The organism is Streptomyces thermolilacinus SPC6 (assembly GCF_000478605.2).
GTDB classification, from domain to species: Bacteria; Actinomycetota; Actinomycetes; order Streptomycetales; family Streptomycetaceae; genus Streptomyces; species Streptomyces thermolilacinus.
In genome coordinates, this window is the sequence record NZ_ASHX02000001.1 from 4,167,356 (window position 1) to 4,191,125 (window position 23,770).

Annotated in this window: 26 protein-coding genes, 1 tRNA gene and 1 riboswitch; of the genes, 19 read left to right on the forward strand and 8 right to left on the reverse strand. The window is 73.7% G+C overall.

Annotated elements, in window-relative coordinates:
- Positions 1 to 110: 110 nt before the first annotated feature.
- The 4 genes from J116_RS18055 (at position 111) to rdgB (ending at position 2,964) form a co-directional block, all read left to right on the forward strand.
- Positions 111 to 365, forward strand: a complete 255-nt coding sequence (locus J116_RS18055; protein ID WP_079147763.1) for a glucose PTS transporter subunit EIIB — start codon at positions 111 to 113, stop codon at positions 363 to 365.
- Between the two features lie 578 nt (positions 366 to 943).
- A complete protein-coding gene (gene rph, locus J116_RS18060) occupies positions 944 to 1,675 on the forward strand; it encodes a ribonuclease PH (protein ID WP_023588479.1) in 732 nt (243 codons plus the stop codon).
- A gap of 100 nt (positions 1,676 to 1,775) precedes the next feature.
- On the forward strand, positions 1,776 to 2,165 hold the full coding sequence (locus J116_RS18065) for a hypothetical protein (RefSeq protein ID WP_023588480.1): 390 nt from the start codon (positions 1,776 to 1,778) through the stop codon (positions 2,163 to 2,165).
- Positions 2,166 to 2,361: 196 nt separating this feature from the next.
- Complete coding sequence (gene rdgB, locus J116_RS18070) at positions 2,362 to 2,964, forward strand: RdgB/HAM1 family non-canonical purine NTP pyrophosphatase (protein ID WP_023588481.1); 603 nt, start codon at positions 2,362 to 2,364, stop codon at positions 2,962 to 2,964.
- Between the two features lie 47 nt (positions 2,965 to 3,011).
- On the opposite strand, the gene J116_RS18075 is transcribed toward rdgB, so the two are convergent.
- From J116_RS18075 to bcp, 4 genes are all read right to left on the reverse strand, one after another.
- Positions 3,012 to 3,095, reverse strand: a tRNA-Leu gene (locus J116_RS18075).
- 36 nt (positions 3,096 to 3,131) lie between these two features.
- Positions 3,132 to 3,788 (reverse strand): HNH endonuclease signature motif containing protein, encoded by a 657-nt coding sequence (locus J116_RS18080; protein WP_023588482.1) that lies wholly within the window; start codon positions 3,786 to 3,788, stop codon positions 3,132 to 3,134.
- The gene (locus tag J116_RS18085; protein WP_023588483.1) at positions 3,785 to 4,438 is read right to left on the reverse strand and encodes an HNH endonuclease signature motif containing protein; all 654 of its coding nucleotides are present in this window, start codon (positions 4,436 to 4,438) and stop codon (positions 3,785 to 3,787) included. Before J116_RS18085 ends, J116_RS18080 begins: the two co-directional genes overlap by 4 nt.
- Positions 4,439 to 4,581: 143 nt before the next feature.
- Positions 4,582 to 5,049 (reverse strand): thioredoxin-dependent thiol peroxidase, encoded by a 468-nt coding sequence (gene bcp / locus J116_RS18090; protein ID WP_023588484.1) that lies wholly within the window; start codon positions 5,047 to 5,049, stop codon positions 4,582 to 4,584.
- Positions 5,050 to 5,194: 145 nt separating this feature from the next.
- On the opposite strand from bcp, the gene J116_RS18095 reads away from it, so the two are divergent.
- The 3 genes from J116_RS18095 to J116_RS18105 all read left to right on the forward strand — a co-directional run bounded on the left by J116_RS18095 (position 5,195) and on the right by J116_RS18105 (position 6,364).
- The gene (locus tag J116_RS18095) at positions 5,195 to 5,518 is read left to right on the forward strand and encodes a DUF3618 domain-containing protein (protein ID WP_023588485.1); all 324 of its coding nucleotides are present in this window, start codon (positions 5,195 to 5,197) and stop codon (positions 5,516 to 5,518) included.
- A 56-nt stretch (positions 5,519 to 5,574) separates the two neighbouring features.
- Positions 5,575 to 5,913 (forward strand): GroES family chaperonin, encoded by a 339-nt coding sequence (locus tag J116_RS18100; protein ID WP_010474424.1) that lies wholly within the window; start codon positions 5,575 to 5,577, stop codon positions 5,911 to 5,913.
- A 29-nt stretch (positions 5,914 to 5,942) separates the two neighbouring features.
- Positions 5,943 to 6,008, forward strand: a riboswitch (guanidine-III (ykkC-III) riboswitch).
- A gap of 35 nt (positions 6,009 to 6,043) precedes the next feature.
- Positions 6,044 to 6,364: a DMT family transporter gene (locus J116_RS18105; protein ID WP_023588486.1), complete on the forward strand. Its 321-nt coding sequence runs from the start codon at positions 6,044 to 6,046 to the stop codon at positions 6,362 to 6,364.
- A gap of 27 nt (positions 6,365 to 6,391) precedes the next feature.
- On the opposite strand, the gene J116_RS18110 is transcribed toward J116_RS18105, so the two are convergent.
- The gene (locus tag J116_RS18110; protein ID WP_023588487.1) at positions 6,392 to 8,953 is read right to left on the reverse strand and encodes a transglycosylase domain-containing protein; all 2,562 of its coding nucleotides are present in this window, start codon (positions 8,951 to 8,953) and stop codon (positions 6,392 to 6,394) included.
- Positions 8,954 to 9,224: 271 nt separating this feature from the next.
- Between J116_RS18110 and J116_RS18115 the strand changes: the two genes are divergently transcribed.
- From J116_RS18115 to J116_RS18135, 5 genes are all read left to right on the forward strand, one after another.
- On the forward strand, positions 9,225 to 10,025 hold the full coding sequence (locus J116_RS18115; RefSeq protein WP_023588488.1) for an ABC transporter permease: 801 nt from the start codon (positions 9,225 to 9,227) through the stop codon (positions 10,023 to 10,025).
- 136 nt (positions 10,026 to 10,161) lie between these two features.
- A complete protein-coding gene (locus tag J116_RS18120; protein WP_037947907.1) occupies positions 10,162 to 10,971 on the forward strand; it encodes an ABC transporter permease in 810 nt (269 codons plus the stop codon).
- 72 nt (positions 10,972 to 11,043) lie between these two features.
- The gene (locus J116_RS18125) at positions 11,044 to 11,994 is read left to right on the forward strand and encodes an ABC transporter ATP-binding protein (protein ID WP_028964216.1); all 951 of its coding nucleotides are present in this window, start codon (positions 11,044 to 11,046) and stop codon (positions 11,992 to 11,994) included.
- Between the two features lie 138 nt (positions 11,995 to 12,132).
- Positions 12,133 to 12,765, forward strand: a complete 633-nt coding sequence (locus tag J116_RS18130; protein WP_037947910.1) for a DUF1707 SHOCT-like domain-containing protein — start codon at positions 12,133 to 12,135, stop codon at positions 12,763 to 12,765.
- A 90-nt stretch (positions 12,766 to 12,855) separates the two neighbouring features.
- Complete coding sequence (locus J116_RS18135; protein WP_023588492.1) at positions 12,856 to 14,163, forward strand: DUF445 domain-containing protein; 1,308 nt, start codon at positions 12,856 to 12,858, stop codon at positions 14,161 to 14,163.
- Between the two features lie 208 nt (positions 14,164 to 14,371).
- Here J116_RS18135 and J116_RS18140 read toward each other — a convergent pair whose 3' ends face one another.
- Positions 14,372 to 14,671 carry a hypothetical protein gene (locus J116_RS18140; protein WP_023588493.1) on the reverse strand — a complete coding sequence of 100 codons (300 nt, stop codon included), beginning with the start codon at positions 14,669 to 14,671 and terminating at the stop codon, positions 14,372 to 14,374.
- A 290-nt stretch (positions 14,672 to 14,961) separates the two neighbouring features.
- Between J116_RS18140 and J116_RS18145 the strand changes: the two genes are divergently transcribed.
- On the forward strand, positions 14,962 to 16,053 hold the full coding sequence (locus J116_RS18145; protein ID WP_023588494.1) for an MrcB family domain-containing protein: 1,092 nt from the start codon (positions 14,962 to 14,964) through the stop codon (positions 16,051 to 16,053).
- 41 nt (positions 16,054 to 16,094) lie between these two features.
- Here the strand turns inward: J116_RS18145 and J116_RS18150 are convergent, their stop codons facing one another.
- Positions 16,095 to 17,111: an SEC-C domain-containing protein gene (locus J116_RS18150; protein WP_023588495.1), complete on the reverse strand. Its 1,017-nt coding sequence runs from the start codon at positions 17,109 to 17,111 to the stop codon at positions 16,095 to 16,097.
- Positions 17,112 to 17,243: 132 nt separating this feature from the next.
- On the opposite strand from J116_RS18150, the gene J116_RS18155 reads away from it, so the two are divergent.
- The 3 genes from J116_RS18155 (at position 17,244) to J116_RS18165 (ending at position 19,368) form a co-directional block, all read left to right on the forward strand.
- Positions 17,244 to 17,549, forward strand: a complete 306-nt coding sequence (locus J116_RS18155) for a DUF6412 domain-containing protein (RefSeq protein WP_028964218.1) — start codon at positions 17,244 to 17,246, stop codon at positions 17,547 to 17,549.
- A gap of 150 nt (positions 17,550 to 17,699) precedes the next feature.
- Positions 17,700 to 18,407: a YidC/Oxa1 family membrane protein insertase gene (locus tag J116_RS18160; RefSeq protein WP_023588497.1), complete on the forward strand. Its 708-nt coding sequence runs from the start codon at positions 17,700 to 17,702 to the stop codon at positions 18,405 to 18,407.
- Between the two features lie 103 nt (positions 18,408 to 18,510).
- On the forward strand, positions 18,511 to 19,368 hold the full coding sequence (locus J116_RS18165; protein WP_023588498.1) for a fumarylacetoacetate hydrolase family protein: 858 nt from the start codon (positions 18,511 to 18,513) through the stop codon (positions 19,366 to 19,368).
- Positions 19,369 to 19,488: 120 nt separating this feature from the next.
- Here J116_RS18165 and J116_RS18170 read toward each other — a convergent pair whose 3' ends face one another.
- Complete coding sequence (locus J116_RS18170; protein WP_023588499.1) at positions 19,489 to 20,571, reverse strand: Gfo/Idh/MocA family protein; 1,083 nt, start codon at positions 20,569 to 20,571, stop codon at positions 19,489 to 19,491.
- A 50-nt stretch (positions 20,572 to 20,621) separates the two neighbouring features.
- Between J116_RS18170 and J116_RS18175 the strand changes: the two genes are divergently transcribed.
- From J116_RS18175 to J116_RS18185, 3 genes are all read left to right on the forward strand, one after another.
- Positions 20,622 to 21,722, forward strand: a complete 1,101-nt coding sequence (locus tag J116_RS18175) for an ROK family transcriptional regulator (protein ID WP_023588500.1) — start codon at positions 20,622 to 20,624, stop codon at positions 21,720 to 21,722.
- Between the two features lie 124 nt (positions 21,723 to 21,846).
- Positions 21,847 to 22,845, forward strand: coding sequence for a hypothetical protein (locus J116_RS18180; protein ID WP_023588501.1), 999 nt, complete (start codon positions 21,847 to 21,849; stop codon positions 22,843 to 22,845).
- 47 nt (positions 22,846 to 22,892) lie between these two features.
- On the forward strand, positions 22,893 to 23,648 hold the full coding sequence (locus J116_RS18185) for a GntR family transcriptional regulator (protein WP_023588502.1): 756 nt from the start codon (positions 22,893 to 22,895) through the stop codon (positions 23,646 to 23,648).
- Positions 23,649 to 23,770 lie beyond the last annotated feature (122 nt).

Genomic DNA, 23,770 nt, shown 5'->3' on the forward strand with positions numbered 1-23,770 from the left:
TGCCGGTGATCGTCATGGTCGTGGACCGGACGGCGACTCGCCTGCGTAGATGGGCCAACCGTGAGTTACCGTGACGAACGCGGACGTACGGGGCGCCGACACCGCGCCCCGTGAACACCAGGGAGAAACACATGGCCAGCAAGGCTGAGAAGATCGTCGCCGGGCTCGGTGGGATCGACAACATCGAAGAGATCGAGGGCTGCATCACCCGCCTGCGCACCGAGGTGAGCGACCCGAACCTGGTCGACGAGGCCGCCCTGAAGGCCGCCGGCGCCCACGGCGTCGTCAAGATGGGCAGCGCGATCCAGGTCGTCATCGGCACGGACGCGGACCCCATCGCCGCCGAGATCGAAGACATGATGTGACGGTCGGCCGCGACAGGACGACGCCCGGCCGCAGACCGTACGGCCCCTGACCGCCCGCCTGCCGCACGCCGGGGCCCCCGCTGCACGCCGACGAGGCGGGCCGCACACCGGGGCCCCGTGCCGTACGCCGAGGCCGCACGCCGTACGTCGGGGGCCCGCCCCTACACCGAGGCCACAGGCCGGTACGGAGCCGCCATAGGCCGTACGGGGAGGCCGCAGGCCGGTACGGAGCCGCCAGAGGCGTACGAAGTCGCCACCGGCCGTATGAAGAGGCCCGCCCCGCCCCAGCCCGACCGGCACGGCAGGCGGGCCGCGTCACACCCACCGGCCCGCACACCCGCCCGGCCCACCCCGCCCACCGGCCCGCACACCGCATGCCACCCGCCGGTCGCCCGGCCCGCCACCCGCCCACCGGCCCGCACGCCGCGCCACCGGTCGCCCGACCCACCCGCCCACCGGCCATCGGCCCACCCCCGCCGCGACGCGCATCCGCCCCTCACGGCAGGCGCCCACCGGTCGGCGCCCCGCAGCTCACCCGACCGGCGCGGCCGGTGCCGCGCACCGCCTAGGCTCTCCCCATGACCCGTATCGACGGCCGCACGCCCGAACAGCTCCGCCCGGTCACCATCCAGCGCGGCTGGAGCAAGCACGCCGAGGGCTCCGTCCTCATCTCCTGCGGCGACACCCGCGTCTTCTGCACCGCCTCCGTCACCGAGGGCGTCCCCCGCTGGCGCAAGGGCAGCGGCGAAGGCTGGGTCACCGCCGAGTACTCCATGCTGCCCCGCTCCACCAACACCCGCGGCGACCGCGAATCCGTCCGCGGCAAGATCGGCGGCCGCACCCACGAGATCTCCCGCCTCATCGGCCGCTCCCTGCGCGCCGTCATCGACTACAAGGCGCTCGGCGAGAACACCATCGTCCTCGACTGCGACGTACTCCAGGCCGACGGCGGCACCCGCACCACCGCCATCACCGGCGCCTACATCGCCCTCGCCGACGCCGTCGCCTGGGCCCAGCGCCAGAAACTCGTCAAGGCCGGCCGCAAGCCCCTCACCGGCACCGTCGCCGCCGTCTCCGTCGGCATCGTCGACGGCACCCCCCTCCTCGACCTCTGCTACGAGGAGGACGTACGCGCCGAGACCGACATGAACGTCGTCTGCACCGGCGACGGCCGATTCGTCGAGGTCCAGGGCACCGCCGAGGCCGAGCCCTTCGACCGCAAGGAGCTCAACGCGCTCCTCGACCTCGCCACCGGCGGCTGCGCCGACCTGGCCGCACTCCAGCGCGAAGCCCTCGAAACGACGCTCTGACACCGTGGGCAACCGAGCCGCCACCCAACGGCGTCTCACCCGACACGGGCGTGCGGAAGGTACCGTACGCCCGTAACCAGCCAGGGGAGGACACCCGCTCATGCGCCGTCACCGCCGCACCCGCACCACCGCCTTCGTCACCGGCACCGCGCTCGCCGCCGCCCTGACCCTCACCGGATGCGGCGCCCTCGACACGGCGGTCGGCTGCGTCAAGGCCGCCGACGCCATCGCCACCAGCGTCGACCGCCTCACCCAGGCGGCCTCCAACGCCGGCGACCCGACGCAGATCGAAGAGTCCCTCAACGCCATCGACAAGGAGCTCGCCGGCCTCAAGGACTCGACCGGCAACGCCGACCTGTCCAAGGCCGTGGACGACCTGTCGAAGGGCGTCGAGGAAGTCCGCACCAGCGTCAAGAACGGCGACACGACCCCCGACCTCACGCCCGTCACCAGCGCGGCCGCCGAAGTCGGCAAGGTCTGCACGCCGTAAAACCGCGCCCCCACCCCGCAGGCGCGCCCCACCCGGGCGCGCCCCCGGGGAACCGGGGAGACACTCCTGCCCTCGGGGAGCCGGGGAGGTGTCCCGCGCCTCCGGGCACCGGGGAGAACACCCCGCGCCCCCGGGGGCCACGCGCCGACCCCGGACCCGGACCACCCCCCACCCGCGTCCCGCGATACTGGACGGCATGACCCGCCTGATCCTCGCCACCCGCAACGCCGGGAAGATCACCGAACTCCGCGCCATCCTCGCCGACGCCGGGCTCACCCACGAGCTCGTCGGCGCCGACGCCTACCCCGACGTCCCCGACGTCAAGGAGACCGGCGTCACCTTCGCGGAGAACGCGCTCCTCAAGGCCCGCGCCCTCGCCCAGGCCACCGGCCACCCGGCCGTCGCCGACGACTCCGGCCTCTGCGTGGACGTCCTCGGCGGCGCGCCCGGCATCTTCTCCGCCCGCTGGGCCGGCCGCCACGGCGACGACAAGGCCAACCTCGACCTGCTCCTCGCCCAGCTCTCCGACATCGACGCCCCGCACCGCGCCGCCCACTTCGCGTGCGCCGCCGCCCTCGCCCTGCCGGACGGCACCGAACGCGTCGTGGAGGGCCGCCTCGACGGCACCCTCCGCCACACCCCCGCGGGCACCGGCGGCTTCGGCTACGACCCGGTCCTCCAGCCCGACGGCGAAACCCGCACCTGCGCCGAGCTGACCCCCGACGAGAAGAACGCCATCAGCCACCGCGGCAAGGCCTTCCGCGCCCTGGCCCCGGTCGTCCGCGAACTGCTGGGCTGAGCGCACGCGAAGAGGGGCCGCCCGATCGGACGGCCCCTCTTCGATTGTGCGGCCGGTGGGACTCGAACCCACATGGGCCAACGCCCAGAGGCACCTAAAACCTCCGCTTATGCCAATTCAGCAACGGCCGCGTGTGCCCGCCATGCTACCGGGGAAGCGGTGGGCGTCTACGTGGCCCGCCTGTTTCCGCCCCGGCACCACGTTCCGGTGATCGCATGGCAGTTGGGGCACAGCAGCCGCAGGTTCCCGCGCCGGTCGTCGCTCCAGTCGCCGTTGACGTGGTCGACCTCCAGCGTCATGGGCCGCCCCAGCCATTCGGGCCCCGCCCCGCACTCGGCGCACACCTCCGGTACGCCGGTCTCGCGCAGCGCGCGGCGCAGCAGATGGGTCCTGGTCCGGCGCTTGGCGTCGTGCTTGACCAGGATGTCCTCGGGGCGTCTGGCCGGTGTCGCACCCCGCTTGCCCCGCCCGTGCGCCTGTCCGAGGAAATGCTGGGTGGAGAGGCCTTCATCGGCGGTCCACTGGCGGAACCTCGCCCGCTGGGTGCGGCTGTCCGGCCGGCCCAGACGGCGCAGTGCCTCCGCCACGGATACGGAAGCGGCGACCGCCTCCCGCAGTTCGCAGGGCGTCGGCCGGCCTGGGACCGCGTCGGGGGCGAAGTGCGAGATGTCGATGCCGAACCGGGCGAACCGCCTGGTCAGGTATCTGCGGAGCTTGCCGTACGGCGGCGTGCCGAAGAAGGCTATGACCTCGTCCAGGTCGGTGCACTGCTCGGCCGCCTGGGCCAGCCGCTCCCGGGTGTAGCGCACGCCACCACCGCTCACGAGGCGCCTCCCCGGGTGGCCCGCTTGCCACGGCCCCGGTAACCATCGGTGACCGAATGGCAGTTGGGGCACAAGAAGCGCAGGTTCCCCATCCGGTTGTCCCGCCAGTCCCCGTTGACGTGGTCCACCTCCAGGGTCAGGGGCCTGCCCCGCCAGACCGGACCCGCGCCGCACAGCGCGCACCGCTTCGACACGCCCAGCGCGGTCATCGCCCAGGTGAGCCGGTCGCCCGGGACGCGCCTGGCCCAGTGGGAGGGCTGCTGGACGAGGACCTGCTCCGGCGTCCGGTGACGCCAGGGCCTGCCGCGACCGTTCGGTGCCCGGAAGTGCGAGGTGTCGATGCCGTACGCGCGTATGCGACGGCTGATGTGCGCGTGGTGGCCGCCGACGACCCCGAGGCCGAGGTGGCGCAGTACCTCGCACATGTTCGTGGATGCCGAGACGGCCGCCTGGAGGGTGTCCCTGGTCCACCTCACCCCCTCCCGTTCGAAGTGCGAGGTGTCCACCCCGAGCCGCCTCATCCGCTCCCTGAGATAGCGGCGAGAGGGGCTTTCCGGATCGACCCCCAGTCTCGTCAGGGCCTCCGACAGTGTTCGTGCCCCGCGAGCGGCCTCCTCGAGGCGCTCCTTCGTGTACGGACTGACCCCCATGCGTGCCCCCTCCCCGTCCGGCCGGCTGTTCGTGGCCTCGCACGGAACAACGAACCGACTATCGGACGGTCACGTCCGATAAGCGGAACGGCCCGTACCGCCGGGTGTGGAGGCGGTGCGGGCCGTTCGGGTGGGGCGGGGGCTCAGATGCCCAGGTCCTTGATGATCTTGGCTACGTGGCCGGTGGCCTTGACGTTGTACAGGGCGCGCTCGACCTTGCCGTCCTCGTCCACGACGACCGTCGAGCGGATGACGCCCGTCACGGTCTTGCCGTACAGCTTCTTCTCGCCGTACGCGCCGTAGGCCTCCAGGACCTTCTTCTCCGGGTCGCCGACCAGGGTGACCTTCAGGTCCTCCTTCTCCCGGAACTTCGCCAGCTTCTCCGGCTTGTCCGGCGACACGCCGATGACGTCGTACCCGGCGTCGGCGAGCAGCTCCAGGTTGTCGGTGAAGTCGCACGCCTGCTTGGTGCAGCCGGGCGTGAGCGCCGCCGGGTAGAAGTAGACGATGACCTTGCGGCCCTTGTGGTCCGCGAGCGAGACGTCGTTGCCGTCCGCGTCGGGCAGGGTGAAGGCGGGGGCGGTGTCGCCGGGCTGCAGTCGCTCGCTCATGGCTGTGGCTCTCCTCGGGGGCGGGTGCGGGCGGTACCCGACCGAGCCTAACGGGGGGTCTGGGACAGCCCCGGGCCGGTCGAGCTGACAAACTGTCCATGACGAAGCGAACCGGAGATCCACGACCACCAACGGAGGCAGCTCGGTGTCGGACGACAGGACCCCCGCGCAGATCGAGGCGGACATCGTCCGCCGGCGCGAGCAGCTCGCCGTCACGCTCGACGAGATCGGCGTACGGGTGCACCCGAAGACGATCATCGGTGACGCGAAGGCGAAGGTGGCCTCGACGGTGGACGAGACGGCCGGCCGGGCCTTCGTCGCCGTGAACCGGATGGTGACCGACGTGCGGGCCCGGTTCGTGGACGAGCAGGGCGCGCCGCGGCTGGAGCGGGTGGTGCCGGTGGCGCTGCTCGCGGTGGGTGTGATCGGGCTGATCGCGGTGTCGTCGTCGCGGAAGCACCGGCGCTGAGGGTCCGCCGGGCCCCTCGGGCGGGGGCGGGGGCGCGGGGCAGGTAAGTTCGTGGGGTGAGCGAGAACACCCACGACAAGTTGCCCATCCGGATGCTGCACGACCGGGTGCTGGTCCGGTCCGACGTTCCCGAGGGCGAGCGGCGCTCGGGAGGCGGCATCCTCATCCCGGCGACCGCCGCGGTAGGCCGCAGGCTGGCCTGGGCCGAGGTGGTCGCGGTCGGTCAGAACGTCCGTACCGTGGAGCCCGGTGACCGGGTCCTGTACGACCCGGAGGACCGGGCCGAGGTGGAGGTGCGGGGGGTGGCGTACGTGCTGATGCGCGAGCGTGACCTGCACGCGGTGGCCGCGGACCGTTTCGAGGGCTCCGAGGATTCGACGGGGCTCTATCTCTGATCGTCTCTCCGCCTACGGGTGCCCCGTGGTGGTTGCTACCGTGGAGGGCACCCGACGAGACGCGCCGTACCGGGGCAAGGCAAAGACGACGCACACCGGTGAGGTCTCCTGTCGGAAGGTGTGTGTCGTCATGGCCTGGGTTCTGCTGGTGGTCGCCGGTCTGCTGGAGGTCGGCTGGTCGGTGGGGATGAAGTACACGGACGGGTTCACGCGGCTGTGGCCGAGTGTGGCGACCTGTCTGGGGATCGTCGCGAGCATGGTGCTGCTGGCCCAGGCGACGAGGACGCTGCCGATCGGCACGGCGTACGGGGTGTGGGTGGGCATCGGCGCGGCCGGTGCGGCGGTGGTGGGGATGGTGGTGCTGGGTGAGCCGGTGACGGCCGCCCGGATCTTCTTCGTCTGTCTGCTGCTGGTGGCGGTGGTGGGGCTCAAGGCCACGTCGGGCCACTGAGCCCCCACCTGCGGGGTCGGGCGGTCGTCACTCGATGATCTGGATGCCGTCCCCGGCGGGCTGCGGCCCGGGGTGTCCCGGCTCGCCGGGCCGTACGGGCTGTGCGGGCTGCCCTGGTCGTGCGAACTGGTGCCGGGGCCGGTCGTCGGTGGCGTTCCCGGTCGTGCTCTCGGCGCCCGCCTCCTCCGTGAGGTCCTCCGGTTCCGCCTCTTCCCGGATCTCGGCGCCTTCCGCGATCCTCAGGTCGAAGTCGCGGGCCGGGGTGCCGTCGAGGGCGGTGCCCGTGTAGTGGGCCCACACCTCGGCGGGGGCGCCGCCGCCGTTGACGCGGGGCATGCCCATCGCGCCGTACAGGGGTTTCTGCGCGCCGGTCTTGGGGTCCTGGCCCATCAGGGCGACGACGGTGGCCAGGTCGGGGGTGTATCCGGCGAACCAGGCGGCCTTGTCGTCCTCGGCGGTGCCGGTCTTGCCCGCGGCGGGGCGGCCGACGGCGCGGGCGGCGGTGCCGGTGCCGCCTTCGACGACGCCGCGCAGGACGGCGGTGGTCGTGTCGGCGGCTTCGCGGCTGACGGCCTGCCGGGTGCCTGATCCGGCGGCGGGCAGGGGGAGTGCCTGGTCGCCGGCCGGGTCGATCCGTTCGACCTTCTCGACGAGCGAGTAGAGGCCGCGTTTGCCGTGGTTGGCGAGGGTGGCGTACGCCTCGGCCATGTCGAGGACGCTGGCCGTGGCGGGGCCGAGCGCGATGGACGGGGACGCGGTGAGGTCGGGGGTGTCGGCGGGCAGGCCGAGCGCGATGGCGGTGCGGCGTACCTTCTTGGGCCCGACGTCCACGGCGAGCTGCGCGTACACGGCGTTGACGGACCGGTCGGTGGCGGTGTGGAGGGGGATGCCGCCGTAGCTGACGTCGTCCTCGTTGGCGGGGGCGTACGCCTTGCCGGTCCAGCCTTCGACGGGGCGTTTGTTGGTGCCGTCGTAGACGGTGTTGGGGGTGATGGCCTCGCCGCCCTGGGTGGTGGCGCCGTGGGCGACGGCGGAGGCGAGGACGAACGGCTTGAAGGTGGAGCCGACCTGGTAGTCGCGGCGGGTCGCGTTGTTCACGTACTGGCGGGTGTAGTCCACGCCGCCGTAGAGGGCGACGACCTTGCCGGTGGAGGGCTCGATGGAGGCGCCGCCGACGCGGACGTACCGGTCGGCCGGGTTGTTCTCGGGGTCGAGCCGGTCCAGGACCTGCTGCCGTACGGCTTCGGCGAAGGCGTCCATGCGGTCTTCGCGCAGGGTGGTGGTGATGCGGTAGCCGCCGGCGGCGAGGGCCTTCTGGGAGAGGATGCCGTGGCGGGCGAGGAAGGAGTTGACGGCCTGGACGGCGTAGCCGCGCTGCCCGGCGAGCCCTGCGGCGGGGCGGGAGGGGAGGACGTCGGGGAAGCGGAGGGCGGCGCGCTGGGCGCGGGGCAGCCAGCCCTCCTGGACCATGGCGTCGAGTACGTAGTTCCAGCGGGCCTCGGCGCGGGCGCGGTTGGCGGGGCGGGCGCCGACGTCGTAGGCGCTGGGGGCGTTGAGCAGGGAGGCGAGGTACGCGCTCTCGGCGGTGTCGAGGTCCTGGACGTCCTTGCCGTAGTAGGCCTGGGCGGCTGCCTGGGCGCCGTAGGCGTTGCGGCCGTAGTAGCTGGTGTTGAGATAGCCCTCGAGGATGTGCTCCTTGGACTTGGCGCGGTCCAGTTTGATGGCGATGAAGAACTCCTTCACCTTGCGGGTGACGGTGCGTTCCTGGCCCAGGTAGTAGTTCTTGACGTACTGCTGGGTGATGGTGGAACCGCCCTGGGTGCCCTTGCCGGTGACGGTGTTCCAGGAGGCGCGGAGCATGGCCCCGGCGTCCACTCCGGGCTCGGTGTAGAAGTCGCGGTCCTCGGCGGCGAGCACGGCCTGCCGCAGGGGGCGGGGGACGCGGCTGAGGGGGACGCTCTCGCGGTTGACCTGGCCGGCCTGGGCGAGGGGGCTGCCGTCGGCGTACAGGTAGACGTTGGCCTGGGCGGTCGCGGTGGCGTTGGCGGGCGGGATCTCGATGAGGTGGTACCCGGCGAGGAATCCGCCGCCGAGGAGGAGCACGAGGAGGAGCAGGCCGCCGAGGGCCATCCTCCAGGTGGGGACGGCGCGGCGCCATCCGGTGCGCGGGGGCCGGGGAGGCTTCTTCCCGGCCTTGTCGGCGGGGCGGGGTGTTTCGGTCTCTCCCGTCCGGTCGGCCTTGCCGGCGCGGCCGGGCTGTTCGGGGTGTTCGGTCTTTTCGGTCCGGTCGGCCTTCCCGGACGGTTCGGCCTTCCCGGTCCGTTCGGCCTGTCCAGTCCGGTCGGTCCTTCCGGACGGTCCGGCATTTCCGGTGCGGTCGGTCTTCTCCGTCCTCCGGGTCTGCGCGGTTCCCGCGGCCTTCTCGGTCCGCTCGGTCGGCTCGGTCGGCCGGGACTTCTCGCGCCGCTTGCCGCGGCTTTCGGTGGGGGTGGGAGGGGCGTCGGCCTCGCCCTGGTTCTGGACGGTGGGGTCACGGGGCTCCCAGCCCCGGCCCGGCTCGGCGGGGGGCTGCGGCGGGGCGTCGCTCACTGGGTCTCCGGCACGGTCGCGGTCATGGTCGTGATCACTGTCCGAATTGTGATGTTTTATCACTCCTCTTTATAGTGCACCGCGCCGGGCGCCGAGCCGTGTACCCCGGCCCGGAGCACCCGTATCCCGAGGCGGAACACCCGGGTCCGCGCGCCGCCCCGCGTCCCTTCGGCGCGAAAAGCAGTCGCGTACCCGACGCACCGCTGGCTAGGCTCACCCGCTTTGACGGGGAGTCGGACGGTGGGCGCGGGGCCTGAGGGGAGGTGGTGTCATGCGGCTGTACTGGACCGTCCTGACCGGCGGTTTCCGCCGCCACGCCACCTACCGGGTGGCCACCGCCGCGGGCGTCTTCACCAACACCGTCTTCGGCTTCATCCTGGCGTTCACCTACATGGCCCTGTGGGACGAGCGCCCGCGCCTCGGCGGCTACGAACTGGCCGAGGCCCTCGCGTTCGTCTGGCTCGGGCAGGCCCTGCTCGCCGCGTCCTCGCTGATGGGCGGTGGGTTCGAGGACGAGCTGATCGAGCGCATCAAGAGCGGTGACATCGCCGTGGACCTGTACCGGCCCGCCGACCTCCAGCTGTGGTGGTTCTCCGCGAACCTGGGCCGCGCCGCGTTCCAGCTGCTCGGCCGCGGGGTCGTTCCGATGGCGGTGGGCGCTCTCGCCTTCGAGATGGCGCTGCCCGAGAACCCCTTGACCTGGCCCGCGTTCCTCCTCTCGGTGCTGCTCGGCGTCGTGGTGAGCTTCGCCGTCTGGTACCTGGTCGCGCTGTCCGTGTTCTGGGTGCTCGACGGGGCGGGGGTGGTGCAGGTGGCGTGGCTGTCGGGGGTCTTCTTCTCCGGGATGCTGCTGCCGCTGACCGTCTTCCCCGGCGCGCTGGGCGAGGTCGCGCGGATGCTGCCGTGGGCGTCGATGCTCCAGGTGCCCGCCGACGTGTTCCTGGAGAAGCGGACCGGCTGGGGACTCGTGGGCGCGTACGGGTTCCAGGCGGGCTGGGCGGTGGTGCTGCTGGCGGCGGGCCGCGCGCTCCAGGCCGCCGCGACCCGGCGGGTGGTGGTGCAGGGTGGCTAGCGGGACGGTCCGGGAGCCGGGCGGGGACGTCGGCGTGGGCGTGGGCGCGGCCGGGCGCGGGGACGTGGCCGGGGAGCCGGGCGGGGACGTCGGCGTCGGCTTCGCCGGGGGCGTACCCGCGGTCGGGCGCGTGGCGATGGCCGTGGAGGGGCTGCGCGCGTACGGGCTGATCGCCGTCATGTGGATGCGCTCCACGATGACGTACCGCTTCTCCTTCGCGATGACGCTGCTGTCCAACCTGACGGTGAACTTCTTCGACTTCGTCGTGATCATGATGATGTTCGGCCATGTGCGGGGCCTGGGCGGGTTCGCCTTCGGGGAGGTGGCGTTCCTGTACGGCACGACGAGCACGGCGTTCGGGCTGGCCGATCTGGTGATGGGCCAGGTGTCGAGGGTGGGGCGGCGGGTGCGGGAGGGCACGTTCGACACGTTCCTGGTGCGCCCGGTGCCCGTCTTCGCGCAGGTGGCGGCCGACCGGTTCGCGCTGCGGCGGCTGGGGCGGCTGATGCAGGGGCTGCTGGTGCTGGTGTGGTCGCTGGTGGTGCTGGAGAGCGTGGAGTGGACGGTGCTGAAGGCGGTGATGGTGCCGCTGATGGTGGTGACGGGCGCGCTGATCTTCGGGTCGGTGATGACGGCCGGGGCGGCGTTCCAGTTCTGGGCGCAGGACGGCGCGGAGGTCGCCAACTCGTTCACGTACGGCGGCAACACCCTCCTCCAGTACCCGCCGTCCATCTTCGCCGGTGAGCTGGTGCGGGGTGTCGTGTACGTCGTGCCGCTGGCGTTCGTCAACTGGGTGCCCGCGCTGTACGTGCTGGGCCGCGAGGCGCCGGCCGGGCTGCCGTCGTGGGCGTCGTTCGCGTCCCCGCTGGTCGCCGCGGTGTGCGTGGCGCTGGCGGGGCTGGCGTGGCGCGTGGGTGTCCGTTCGTACCGGAGCACGGGGAGCTGACGCGTGACGACGACCGAACCGGGCCGTGCCGGGCAGGGCCCTGCCGAACGGGGCGCCGGTGGGCGGGACTTCATCGCCCTCGACGGCGTCGAGAAGGTCTTCGACGTACGGCGCCGGGTGGGGCTGCTGCGGCGCGAGAAGCGGCAGGTGCGGGCCGTGGACGGGCTGACCTTCCGGGTGGCGCGCGGCGAGATGGTCGGCTACATCGGGCCGAACGGCGCGGGCAAGTCCACCACCATCAAGATGCTCACCGGCATCCTCACGCCCAGCGGCGGGCGGCTGCGTGTGGCCGGGATCGACCCGGCGCGGGAGCGGACCCGGCTGGCCCGCCGCATCGGGGTCGTGTTCGGGCAGCGGACGACGCTCTGGTGGGACCTGCCGCTGCGCGACTCGTACCGGCTGGTCCACCGCATGTACCGGGTCCCCGACGCGCGGTTCCGGGAGAACCTGGACCGGTGCGTCGAACTCCTCGACCTGGGCGACCTGCTGGACGTGCCCGTGCGGCAGCTGTCGCTCGGCCAGCGGATGCGCGGCGACATCGCGGCGGCGCTGCTCCACGACCCTGACGTGCTGTACCTGGACGAGCCGACGATCGGCCTCGACATCGTGTCGAAGGCGCGGGTGCGGGAGTTCCTGCGGGACCTCAACGCCGAGCGGGGCACGACGGTGCTGCTCACCACCCACGACCTGACCGACATCGAGCAGGTCTGCACGCGCGTGATGGTCATCGACCACGGGCGGCTGATGTACGACGGCACGCTGGGCGGGCTGCACGAGGCGGGCGCGGGGGAGCGGACGCTCGTGGTGGACCTGGAGCGGGAGCTTCCGCCGATCGAGGTGGCCGGCACCCGTGTCGTACGGGTGGAGGGGCCCCGGCAGTGGCTGGCGTTCCCGGCGTCGGCGTCGGCGGCGCCGCTGGTCGCGGAGGTGGCGGGGGCGTACCCGCTGGTCGACTTGTCGGTACGGGAGCCGGACATCGAGGCGGTCATCGCGAAGATGTACGAGGAACGGCGGTCCGCCTAGGCTGGGGACATGACGGACCCGGAACGGCTCCCCGACCGCCCACAGGACCCGCACGACCCCGACCGCCCGCAGGGTGCGCACACCCCCGGCCGCTCGGCGGCGGGTGCCGGTGCCGCCTCCGGTGCCGGTCCGGCGGCGATGCGCGCGTCGGACACGGAGCGGGAGGGGATCGCCGAGCGGCTGCGGGACGCCCTCGCGGAGGGCCGCCTGGACATGGCGGAGTTCGAGGAGCGGCTCGACGCGGCGTACCGGGCGAAGACGCGCGGTGAACTGGTGCCCCTGGTGAGCGACCTGCCCGCCCCCGGTGAGGGCGCGCCCGCCGCGCCCGTGCCGACGGGCGGCTGGGGCGTGGCGTCGCGGGAGGAGGGCGGCTGGGCGGCCCGGATCGGCAGGCCGGCGACGTCCCGTGGCGGGGTCGCGGTGTGCGGCGGGTTCGGGCGGGGCGGCCGGTGGAGCGTGGGCCGCGCCTTCACGGCGGTCACGGTCATGGGCGGCGGCGACCTCGACCTGAGGGACGCCGACTTCGAGGAGCGGGACATCGTCATCCGCTGCTTCGCCGTCATGGGCGGCGTGTCCATCGTCGTCCCGCCGGACCTGCACGTCGAGGTGAACGGCTTCGGCCTGATGGGCGGTTTCGACGACCGGGGCACCGGACCCGGCTCTCCCGGCTCGCCGCGGGTCCGCATCACCGGGTTCGCGCTGATGGGCGGCGTCGAGGTGAAGCGGAAGCCCCGAAAAGGCGATAAGCCCCCCAAATCCCTGGAAAAGTAGCCTCCCCGGGAACTCGCGGCGCGTTTCGGGAGTACCTGGAGGAGAACAGGGTGGCGGCGCGAGCCCCGAAGCCGACACAGGGCGGAGCGAATGAGCACTACGGACAGGGAGGCGACGCGCACGGCGGGCGTCGGCGGCTTCTCGTACACGGCGGAGGACGAGGAGAAGCGCCGCGGCGTGCGCCGTATGAAGGCCACGGCGACGGCGCTGCTGCTGCTGGTGGCGGTGGTGTACGCGCTGGCGACCTGGGCGGGGGCGTCCGGGGTGACGGGCTGGCCCGGCTATGTCGCGGCGGCGGCCGAGGCGGGCATGGTGGGCGCGCTGGCCGACTGGTTCGCGGTGACGGCGCTGTTCCGCCGCCCGATGGGCCTGCCCATCCCGCACACGGCGATCATCCCGACGAAGAAGGACCAGCTCGGCGAGTCGCTCGGCAAGTTCGTCGGGGAGAACTTCCTGTCGGCGGGCGTCGTACGGACCCGGCTGCACGCCCTGGACATCGCGGGCCGTCTCGGGGCGTGGCTGTCGGAGCCGGCGCACGCCGACCGGGTCACGGCGGAGCTGTCCACGGCGCTGCGCGGCGCGCTGACCGTGCTGCGGGACGCCGACGTGCAGGCGGTCGTCGGGGAGGCGATCACGCGGCGGGCGGAGGCGGCGGAGATCGCGCCGGGCATCGGCAAGACCTTGGACCGGGTCGTCGCGGACGGGGCGCACCACCGGGCGGTGGACCTGGTGTGCGCCCGTGCGCACGACTGGCTGGTGACGCACGGCGACTCGGTGATGGACGCGGTGCAGGGCGGGGCGCCGGGGTGGACGCCGAGGTTCGTGGACCGGAAGGTCGGGGAGCGGGTCTACAAGGAGCTGCTGCGGTTCGTCACGGAGATGCGGGACATGCCGGCGCATCCGGCGCGCGGGGCGATCGACCGGTTCCTCGGGGACTTCGCGGCGGACCTCCAGGCGGACACGGACACGCGGGCGCGGGTGGAGCGGCTGAAGTCGGACCTGGTGGCGCGGCCGGAGGTGCAGGACATCATCGCGTCGGCGTGGGGCTCCGTACGGGCGATGATCATGTCGGCGGCGGAGGACGAGCAGAGCGAGCTGCGGCTGCGGGCGCGGGCGTCGCTGTTGTCGCTGGGGGCGCGGCTGACGACGGACGCGCAGCTCCAGCGGAAGGTCGAGGGGTGGCTGGAGGACGCGGCGGCGTACGTGGTGACGACGTACCGTACGGAGATCACGTCGCTGATCTCGGACACGGTGGCGGGCTGGGACGCGGACCAGACGTCCCGCAAGATCGAGGCGCACATCGGCCGCGACCTCCAGTTCATCCGCATCAACGGCACGGTGGTGGGCGCGCTGGCGGGCTTGCTGATCTACACGGTGTCGCACTCCCTGGGCGGATGACCGGCCCCTGCCGGCCGGCCATCCGCCCCTACTACGGGGAGGTGCCCATCAGTACGGGCGCGGCCGCCCGCCCGTTCAACGCTTCTCCGGGCAGGGCGGCCCCATGTCCTGTCGGGCCCGCCGCTCAACGCCCCTTCGGGCCCGCCCGCTCAACGCTCTTCGGGCCCGCCCGCGCATCGGCCTCGTCGGGCCCGGCGGCCATGCCTCTTCAGGCGCGGCGGGTGACGGCCCAGGAGGCGAGGGCCATGCCGCCGGCGACGGAGAACACCGCAGGCCAGGCGCCGACCTTCTTCGCCAGCGGGTGCGACCCGGCGAACGCGGCGACGTACGCGGCGCTCAGCCCGGCCGCCGCGAGGTTGCCGCTGCTCCGCTGCCACTCCCGCGCGGCCACGGCCCCGGCGGCGGCCAGCGTCACCCCGCCGAGCGGCCGCTTCCTGGTCCACCGGGCGACCGCGTAACCCCCGACAAGCCCACTCGCGGCCACGACCGCCGCCGGAACCCTGCCCATGTGAAACCCTCCTGCCACATCAACAACACCACCACCGAGGCTAACGCGCCGCGCCTCAGTGTCCGCGAAGCACCGAAGGAATGGGTGGTTGTCCGCCACAGCGGTGGAAGTGCCGTGTGCGTCGTGGTGGTGGGTGAGTGGTCACCCGGTGTGCCGGCGCGTCACCTCGGCACGTTCTTGGATGTGCCGTGCCGCCTCTCACCCATCGCCCCTATGTGATCGAGATCATGTCGCTTTCGATCACATAGGAATAGCTTCTGCGTGTGTCTCTTCATGATCTGCTCATACGTGTGGCGGAGGTCTACGACCCGCAGGGGCGCGCCTCCAATGACCACGCTGGTCAAGCGCTGCTGAGGTCGGTGAAGGGACGCGCCGACTTGCCCTTGCCGCCGCGTTGCTACGCGGTGGGGTACGGCGGCCAAGGCACCGCGAGTACGACGCCATGGATAGGCGTCTACGATTGGGACATCAACAACGAGTCGCATGACGGGCTGTACCTCGCCTACATCTTCGACACGAGCCGGACGTCCGTCACCCTCACCCTTCAGCAGGGAGTGACCGCACTCCAGGAGGAGTACGGCAAGGGTGAACCGCTCCGGCGGATACTGGCGGCCCAGGCGGAGACCTTGCGCGCCGCTCTACGGCCGGATTTGGCCTCGCTGTGGCGGGACGCCCTTCGTCTTCACGCCGAGAAGAAGCACTGGCGTCCCCGCGCGTACGAGAGCGCCAACGTGGCGGCTCGGCGCTACGAGATCGCGGACCTTCCGGCCGAGGAGCGCCTGGCGTCGGATCTGCGCGACGCGGTGTCCCTCCTACACGACGCCGCCGCGGCACACCGCCTCTTGACGCCCACGATGCCGTCCCCGTCCGAGCCGGTCGTCGACTATCCGTACCCCAATCACCAGGACACCGACCCGCTCGCCGGTTTCAGGGCGAAGGGCAGCGACGGTTACGTCGTCGATGTCCAGGGCGGCACGTACCAGCGCGAACAGCGGCATGAGGTGCTGATTCGTCGCTTCGCGCATCATGCCGCAGCCAAGGGCTTCCACGTTCACAGCCGAGACATGCATCCCCGTGATCTCGTCCTGCGGGAGAGTGGCGACCCGCTGAGGGAATGGCTAGTCGAAGGCAAGGTGGTGAAGGCCGGTAACGCCCGGCTCGCCGTTCGCGAGGCCGTGGCCCAGCTGTATGAGTACCGGCACTTCGAGTACCGAAGGCGAGGGTTGCCAGACCCGCGCCTGATGGCCCTTTTCACCGATGATGTCCAGCATTACGCCGCCTACCTGGACACTCTCGGCATCGCCGCGATTTGGCAGTGCCCCGACGGTGGCTGGGCGGGGTCACCACGCGCGATGGAGGGCGCCGGGCGGCTCCTGGAGTGATCGATGTCATCGCCGCCCGACCACCCGGCCCTCCGCCGCTTCTACAGTTCCGCCTTGCCGTGGCAGTCGGCGTACGGGATGGTCGAGCCGCACCAGCAGGGGGACGTGCGGGGCGGGGGCCAGGGGAGGGCTCGGCCTCGGGCGGCGAGGGTGGTGGCGTACTGGGGGAGCAGCGCCGCGTTGGACGGGGACGCGCCCTCGGACGCGGCGAACGCCTCGTACGAGGGGACCGTGCCCCGCACGATGCCCAGGTTCGGCGTGCCCGCCGCGGCCAGTTCGCGCAGCGACGCCTCCAGGTCCGTCAGGTGCGCCTCGTGCGTCGGGTACTCGGCCTCCAGCTCCGGGTACGCCGCCAGCAGTTCGGCCAGCTCCTCGCGCGGCCACAGCAGCACGGCCACGGGGAACGGGCGGGACAGGGCCGTGCGGTACGCGCCCAGCTCGCTGCGCAGGCGGGTGATCTCCGCCTGGAGCTCCGCCGGGTCCGACGAGCCCAGCGCCCATGTCCGCTTGGGGTCGTGCAGCTCGTCCAGCGGGACGGCGCCCAGGTGCAGCCGGTCCGCCAGCACGTCCCAGTCGTCGTGCTCCCGCGCCAGCAGGCGCCGCACCCGGTGCCGGGACGTGAGCAGGGACTGCGCCGCGTACGGCACCTCCTGCTCGTGCGGCATCGGCACCAGCGCCCGCGCCGCCGCCGTGAACGTCTCCTCCGACGCCTCCAGCTCGTCGTGAGCCTCCAGCGCCTCCCCGGCGATCTCCCAGGCCGCCGCGTCCGTCGGCGTCGTCGCCCGCAGGCCGTCGATGATGGCGCGGGCCTCCGCCTCGTGCCCGTACTCCCACAGGTTGGCCGCCTTCAGCGCCCGCACCAGGTGCGGGTTCTCCGGCTCCGGGGGCGTGGACAGCAGCGTGTCGTACAGCGTCGTCGCGCGGGCGCGGTCGCCGGCCAGCTCCAGGTGCGCGGCCGCCCGCAGGAACAGCGGCTCGCGGTCCCCGGGGTACTGCTCCGCGGTGCGCAGCAGGCGCTCGGCTTCGTGGGTGTGGTCAGCAGGCGTGTCGAGGCGCATGGTCACCACCGTACTGCCGTACGACCCGGGTCCGGCGGGGTTGTGCGCGGACAAGCCACGCGCACGGAGGCACCGGGGCGCCCATCGGGTGAACTCCTGTACGGTGGCGGGCAGAAGAGCCACAGGGGTCGCATGGAGGGGGAGGCTCGCGTGTACGGGACGTTTCTGCGCCTGCTGCTGCCGCTCCTCCTCGCCGTCGTCCTCCTCGCGGACGGCCCGACCCTCTCCGCCGTGGCGCTCGCCGCCGCCGCGCTCGTCGCCTGCGCCGTCCTCAGCGCCCGTACCGTCCCGACCGTGCCGCCCACGCGGGTGCGCACCGCCCTGCGCGACCGGGACCGGCGCACCGCCTTCCTGCCGCAACGTGACCCCGACGCCTCCGGGCGCCGCCGCCCCAGGGCCCCCGGCCGGCGCCTTGCGGCGGCGGTCGCGGTTCGCTGATCCGGGGTTTCTTCCGGCTCCGCTGATTCGTCGCGCGGGTTGAGGTCCTCTCCCCGCGCGTTCACCACCCCGCTTCGCCGCCACGCCGTGTGTCGCCCGCTCCGGCCTTCGCCGTCGGCATCCGACGGCACGACGACTCAGGGGTCTTCCTTGTCTGTCTTTGTCGCGTTCTTCGCGTGGCTCTCCGGGATCGTCCCGGCGCCCGCCGCGATCGTCCTGCTCACCGTCCTCGTCCGTACGGCGCTCCTTCCGCTCGCCGTCGCCGCCGCGCGCGGCCAGCGGGCCCGCGCCCGGCTCGCGCCGCGCGTCGCGGAGCTGCGGAAGAAGTACGCCAAGGACCCGGACCGCCTCCAGCGGGCCGTGCTCGAACTCCACGCCCGCGAGCAGGTGTCACCGCTCGCCGGGTGTCTGCCCGGGCTCCTCCAGGTGCCGGTCTTCTTCCTGCTGTACCACCTGTTCTCCCGTGACGAGCTGTCCGGTCACACGCTGCTGGGCGCGCCGCTGGGCGGCCGGTGGGCCGACGCCCTCGCGCAGGGCGGGCCGCTGGGGCCGTCCGGGCTCGTGTACGTGGCGCTGTTCGCCCTGGTCGCCGCCGTCGCCACGTACACCTACCGCACCACCAGGGCCCAGATGGACGCCCTGGGCGGCGAGAGCGCGGCGCCCGGCATGGGCGCGCTGTTCAAGGTGATGCCGCTGATGTCGTTCGCGACGCTCGTGACCGTCGCCGTCGTCCCGCTGGCCGCCGCCCTGTACGTGGTGACCAGCACGACGTGGAGCGCCGCGGAGCGGGCCGTACTGCTCCGGCCCGAGGGAGGCCCGAAGGGCGGGAGCCCCGCCGCGCGGCGGTCCAGTACGTGAACACGGGCTTGCCGGGTGACCCCGTCTCTTGGAGGATCGGCCAATCCGACGATGGCCGCACCCCATCGGCCGGGGCTCACCTCGACCACCAGGGAGAGAGACCATGAAGCTGTTGCGCGTCGGACCGGCGGGCGCCGAGCGGCCCGCCCTCCTCGACCAGCACGGCACCCTCCGTGACCTTTCCGCCCTCGTCACGGACATCGACGGGGCCCTGCTCTCCGACGGGGCCGCGCTGGACCGCCTCCGGGCAGCCGCCGGTGCGGGCGTCCTGCCGCCGCTGGACGCGACCGGCCTGCGGATCGGCCCGCCGGTCGCCCGCGTCGGCAAGGTCGTGTGCATCGGGCTGAACTACCACGGCCACGCGCGCGAGGCGGGCGCCGAACCGCCCGCCGAGCCCGTCGTGTTCCTGAAGGCGGCCGACACGGTCGTCGGGCCGGACGACACGGTCCTCGTCCCGCGCGGCAGCCGCAAGACCGACTGGGAGGTGGAGCTGGCCGTGGTCATCGGCCGCACGGCCCGCTACCTGGACTCGGCGGAGGACGCCCTCGCCCATGTCGCCGGGTACGCGGTGGCGCACGACGTGTCGGAGCGGGAGTTCCAGATCGAGCGCGGCGGCACCTGGGACAAGGGCAAGAACTGCGAGACGTTCAACCCCCTCGGCCCGTGGCTGGTCACCGCCGACGAGGTCCCCGACCCGCAGGACCTGCGGCTGCGCCTGTGGGTGAACGGCGAGCTGAGGCAGGACGGCAGCACGGCGGACCAGATCTTCCCGGTCGCGGAGGTCGTCCGGTACGTCAGCCGGTTCATGACGCTGTACCCGGGCGACGTCATCAACACCGGCACGCCCGCCGGTGTCGCCATGGGCCACCCGGAGCCCAAGCCGTACCTGCGGGCGGGCGACGTGGTGGAGCTGGAGATCGACGGGCTCGGCCGCCAGCGTCAGGAGCTGAAGGACGCCTGAACGAGGGCCCGGGGGCGCGGCCTGAGGGGCCGGGGGTGGCTCGGCACGTGCACATGCCGGCCACGCCCCGGCCGCTACGGGTGGCTCGGCACGTCCACCCGCCCGCCACGCCCCCGGCCGCTAGGCCAGGTCCACCGCCGCGCCGTCCCGCGCCGAGCGCCGCGCCGCCTCCAGCACGTCCAGCGCGGCCGCGGCCTCCTCGGCGGTGACCGGCGGGGCCGTACCGTCGCGCAGGGCGGCCGCGACCGCCGCGTAGTACGCCGGGTAGTCGCCCGGCAGCGAGGGCACCGGCCGCCCGCCGCCCGTCACCGGCGACTCGCCCGCGCCGATCCGCCCCCACAGCTCCTCTGGCTCCACGCCCCACGGCTCACCGGCGACCGGCCGGGCGCCCGCCCGCAGCGCGGCCTCCTGCGGGTCGAGGCCGTACGTCACGAACCCGGCCCGCTCGCCCAGCACCCGGAAGCGCGGGCCCAGCTGGGGCGCGGTCGCGCTGACGTACAGGTGCGAGCGCACCCCGCCCGCGTGGGTGACCGCGATGAACGTGTCGTCGTCCGCCTCGGCGCCCGGCCGCCGTACGTCCGCCTCCGCGTACACCCGCACCGCCGGGCCGAACAGCGTCAGCGCCTGGTCCACCAGATGGCTGCCCAGGTCGTACAGGAGCCCGCCGATCTCCTCCGGGGCGCCCGACTCGCGCCAGCCGCCCTTCGGCAGCGGCCGCCACCGCTCGAACCGGGACTCGAACCGCCGTACGCCGCCCAGCTCACCGCTCTCCAGCAGGGCCCGCAGCGTCAGGAAGTCGCTGTCCCAGCGGCGGTTCTGGAACACCGAGAACAGCAGGTCCCGCTCCGCCGCCAGCGCCCCCAGCGCCCGCGCCTCGGCCGCGGTCCCCGCCACCGGCTTGTCCACCACGACCGGTAGACCGGCCTCCAGCGCGGCCGTCGCGAACGGCACATGCGTCTTGTTCGGGGACGCCACGACGACCAGGTCCAGTTCGTCCGCCCGCGCCCACAGCTCGTCCGGCGACGCGGCGAGCCGCACGCCCGGGAACTCGGCGCGGGCCTGCGCGCGCCGTTCCTCGTTCGACGTGACGACCGTGTCGAGCACCAGGCCCTCGGTCGCGGCGATCAGCGGGGCGTGGAAGACGGAGCCGGCCAGGCCGTAGCCGACGAGACCGACGCGCAGCGGGGAGAGGCGTGTGCTCATGGACGCCACTTAAGCAACGCTGTTGCGTTACCGCAAGCCGGGCCGGGAAAATGCCGTACGTGAACCTCTCCGGCCTCCGCAGCCACAACACCGCCCGCATCCTCGGCCTGCTCCGCGCGGCCGGTGAGGACGGGGTGAGCCGCCTGGAGCTCGCCGAGCGGACCGGGCTCACCCCGCAGGCCGTCAGCAAGATCAGCGCCCGGCTGCGGGAGGAGGGCCTCGCCGCCGACGCCGGGCGCGGGCCCTCCACGGGCGGCAAGCCCCGCACGCTGCTGCGCCTGGTCCCGGGCGCCGCCCACTCCGTCGGCCTCCACCTGGACCGGGACCGGCTGACGGCCGTCCTGGTGGACCTGGCAGGGGTGACCGTCGCGGCGCGCACCGGCCCGCTCGACCTGGGCGCGGGCCCCGGGGACGTACTGGCGGCCGCCGTCGCCGAGGTGGCCGCGCTGCGGGGGGAGGCGGCGGCGGGGGCGCGGTCCGGGGAGGCCGGAGCGGGTGTGCTGATGGGGGCGGGCGTGGCCATGCCCGGGCCGCTGGACCACACGGCCGGGGTGCCGCACCGGGTGACGGGTTTCCCCGCGTGGGACGGGTTCCCGCTGCGGGACGCGCTGCGGGAGGCCCTGGGCGGGTTGCCCGTGGTGCTCGACAAGGACACGAACGCGGCGGCGCTGGCGCTGGCGCTGCGGGAGCCGGGCGCGGGCTCGTTCGCGTACCTCCACGTCGGTACGGGGCTCGGCGCCGGTCTGGTCCTGGGCGGCGCGCTGTACCGGGGCGCGCGGACCGGGGCGGGGGAGTTCGGGCACCAGACGGTGGAGCTGGACGGGGCGCCGTGCGGGTGCGGCGGGCGCGGCTGCCTGGAGGCGCTGTGCCTGGCCGCCGTCGCGCGCGGTGACCTCGACGGGGCGGCCCGCGTTTTGGGGGTGGGCGCCGCGAACCTGGCGGGGCTGCTGGACATCGACCGGGTCCTGCTGGGCGGCCGGGTCGTGGCGTCGGCGCCGGAGCGGTTCGTACGGGGCGTGGGCGCCGCACTGGCCGGGCTCGCCCGCCGCACGGGTGAGCCCCCGGTGCCCGCCGCGCCCGCGCCCGGCGGGCCGCACCTGGTGGCGGAGGGCGCGGCGCAACTGGTGCTGGCGCCGGTGTTCGGCGTCTGAACGCCCGGAGGGGCGCGCCGCGCTGGGCCGTTCGGGCGGATCGCGCCGTACGGGCGGGGTGGGCGCGACGCGCGGGTGGAAGGCCTCCGGGGACGACCGCCCGGCGAGCAGCGGAGGCAGTCCCATGCGCGTGCGTACCGCCCTTTCCGCCCCGGCGGCACTGGCCGTCCTCGCGTTCCCGCACCTCCTGCCGGACGCCGCCCACGCGACGCCCCGCACCCTCCACGCTGCCCCACCGCCCGCCTCCGCCCACGCCGCGCCCCCCGCCCCGCACACCCCGGCGCCCGCCGAGGTCGCCGTGGCGAGCCGGGAGCCGAGCTGCGGCGACCGGGGCGCGGCGGACTTCCCGCTCCGCACGCGCGTCACCGGGGGCCCCGCCGCCTACCGGCCTGGCGCGGCTCCCCGCACCTGGTACGTGGAACTGACCAACACGACCCGGCAGGCATGCCGCAACATCCACCCCGTCATCGTCCTCACCGACCGGTCGGGCGCGCTGGCCCCAGAGGCGGTCCGCATGGCGTTCTCCACCGCGCCCGGAGGCCCCGCTCGCCCCGTGCGGATGGAGCACACCGACCACCGGGAGCTCGTGGGCGTCCTGGACGACGACACGGACCGGGCCTTCGCCGGGTTCATGGTCCCCCCGTCCGGCACGGTCCGCGTCCCGGTCCACCTGGGCTTCACGCGGGCGGCCCGCCCGGACCGGGTGACGGCCACGGCGGCGGTGGTGCAGCGCCGGGGCGACGACGGCGACTGGGTCGGCACGTCCGCGCCGTACGCCTTCACCGTGACCGCCCCCACCGGACCGTCCGTACCGCACGAACCGGCCCACCCGTCCGAACCGGCCCACGCCGACCCGTCGGCGGCTCCGGACCGGTCCACCGGGCCCGCCAGGACCACCGGACCCGCCAGGACCACCGGACCCGCATCCACCCCTCCAGCCCCGTCCGGCACCCCCGCACCGCCCCGGCCGCCGACCGGCCCCCCGAGCCCCACCCCGTCGCACGAGCTGGCCGGCACGGGCCACCGCCCCGTCTCGCGGCTCGTCCCCGTGGCCGCGGCGGCCGCCACGTGTCTGGCCCTCGGCGCCGCCGCCGTCGTCCTCACCCGCCGCCGCACCCCCTGAGGCCGTACTGCTCCTGGTGTTCACCTGGGTCTGGGAGCATCACAGCCGTGGATCATCCGAGTTATCCGGCGCCCGGCGCGCCCGTGCGGGCCGGGGTGCCCGAGCACGGGCGGGTGCCGAAGTACTACGCGGTCAAGGCGCACGTCGCGCGGCTCGTCGAGGAGCTGGGGGAGGGCGGGGCGCTGCCGACCGAGCGGGACCTCGCCGTGCGGTACGAGGTGTCGCGGGAGACCGTGCGGCAGGCCCTGCGGGAGCTGCTGCTGGAGGGGCGGCTGCGGCGGCAGGGGCGCGGGACGGTCGTCGCCGGGCCCAAGCTGGAGCAACCGCTCGCCCTCGCCAGCTACACCGAGGGCGTACGGCGGCAGGGGCGCACGCCCGGGCGGCGGCTGGTGACGCTGGAGCGGTTCGCCGCGCCCGCGCCGCTCGCCGCCGACCTGGGGCTCGGCGCCGGGGAGGACGTCTGGCACATGGAGCGCGTCCTGCTCGCCGACGACGAGCGCATGGGCCTGGAGAGCACCTACGTGGCGGTCGCCCGCGCCCCGCGCCTGGACGTCGAGTTCGACCCGGACTCGTCGTTCTACGCGTACCTCCGCGACCGTCTCGGCGCGGGCTTCGGCGACGCGGACGAGCGGATCGAGACCGTCCTCGCCACCCCGCGCGAGGCGCTGCTCATCGGCACCCCGCCCGCGCTGCCCATGCTGCTGCTGCACCGGCTGTCCCGTGACGCCGATGGCCGGCCCCTGGAGCGGGTGCGCAGCCTCTACCGGGGCGACCGGTTCAGCTTCACGACTCGCCTGGGGTGAGGTCCGGGGCCCGGCGGCGGCCCGATTCCTCCTGGAAAACCGGCCATGTGACCCGCCGTCAAGTCACGGAACGGTAACGGGTCTAGGCCAGGTTTGGCGGGTCGTTCACCGGCCGGTCGCTC